The organism is Methylobacterium sp. ME121 (assembly GCF_000974725.1).
GTDB classification, from domain to species: Bacteria; Pseudomonadota; Alphaproteobacteria; order Rhizobiales; family Beijerinckiaceae; genus Methylobacterium; species Methylobacterium radiotolerans.
The window spans coordinates 1-1,227 of sequence record NZ_BBUX01000174.1 but is presented as its reverse complement, the minus strand read 5'-3'; the positions used below and the strand labels follow the sequence as shown (position 1 = coordinate 1,227).

Genomic DNA, 1,227 nt, shown 5'->3' with positions numbered 1-1,227 from the left:
TGACGTCCCCCCATCGCTTTGGTCCGGCGTGAGTGCGAGTTTTCCGGTTTTGTGAGACCCTGAGGGGAGGAGCAGAGCCGTGAAGAAGAGCAGGTTCACCGAGGAGCAGATCGCCTTCGCGCTGAAGCAGGCCGAGACCGGGACACCGGTCGCGGAGGTGCTGCGTCGGATGGGCATCTCCGAGCAGACGTTTTACCGCTGGAAGAAGCTCTACGGCGGCTTGGGCACAGGCGAGCTGAGGCGGCTGAAGCAGCTTGAGGACGAGAACCGCAAGCTCAAGCAACTCGTGGCCGATCTGAGCCTCGACAAGCACATCTTGCAGGACGTGCTCGCAAAAAAGCTCTGACGCCTGCTCGGCGACGCGAACTCGTGCACCAGGTTCAGGAGGCGCACGGGGTGAGCGAGCGGCGCGGCTGCGCCGCGCTCGGCGTCGGCCGGTCGGGCGTCCGCTACCGCTCGACCAAGCCCGATCAGGCACCACTGCGGATGCGCATCTGCGATCTGGCCAAGAGCCGGGTGCGCTACGGCTACTTCAGGATCTACATCCTGCTGCGCCGGGAAGGTTGGCGGGTGAATCACAAAAGGGTCCACCGCCTCTACAGGGATGAGGGCCTTAGCCTGCGGCTCAAGCGGCCCCGCCGGCACGTCAGTGCGGCACACCGTGAGCGTCAGCCGGCCGCGCTCCGGCCGAACGAACGCTGGTCGATGGACTTCGTCTCCGACGCGCTGTTCGATGGCCGCCGGCTGCGAGCTCTGACGGTCGTCGATGCGTTCACGCGCGAGGCCCTGGCGATTGAGGTCGACCAAGGCAACAAGGGCGAGCAGGTCGTGGCGGTCGTCGCCCGCTTGGCAATGCTGCGCGGAGCACCGTGCGCGATCCAGGTCGATAATGGGCCTGAGTTCGTCTCGAAAGCACTCGACCGCTGGGCCTACGAGAACGGCGTCACGTTGGACTTCTCGCGCCCTGGCAAGCCGACCGACAACGCGCTGGTCGAGTCGTTCAACGGCCGCCTGCGCGACGAGTGCCTGAACGCGAACTGGTTCTTGTCGTTGGCCGACGCCAGGAGCAAGATCGAGACGTGGCGGCGGCAGTACAACGAGAGCCGTCCTCACACCGCCCTGGGGTGGCTGACACCCCAGGAATTCGCCCTGGCGGCGGCCCTGCAGGCCGCCGAATGAGATCCGGAGGCTCACCTTTCGGCCGGACCAAAATCCGGGGGACCCTCA

At 66.0% G+C, this 1,227-nt stretch carries 1 protein-coding gene; it reads left to right on the top strand.

The features are described 5' to 3' along the window. Positions 1-79: 79 nt before the first annotated feature. Positions 80-1,179, top strand: a protein-coding gene (locus tag ME121_RS32755; protein WP_089231740.1) for an IS3-like element ISMex11 family transposase whose coding sequence is annotated in 2 segments (ribosomal slippage) — positions 80-332 and positions 332-1,179 — 1,101 coding nt in all. Because the reading frame shifts where the segments join, the coding sequence is not laid out codon by codon here. Positions 1,180-1,227: the final 48 nt, after the last annotated feature.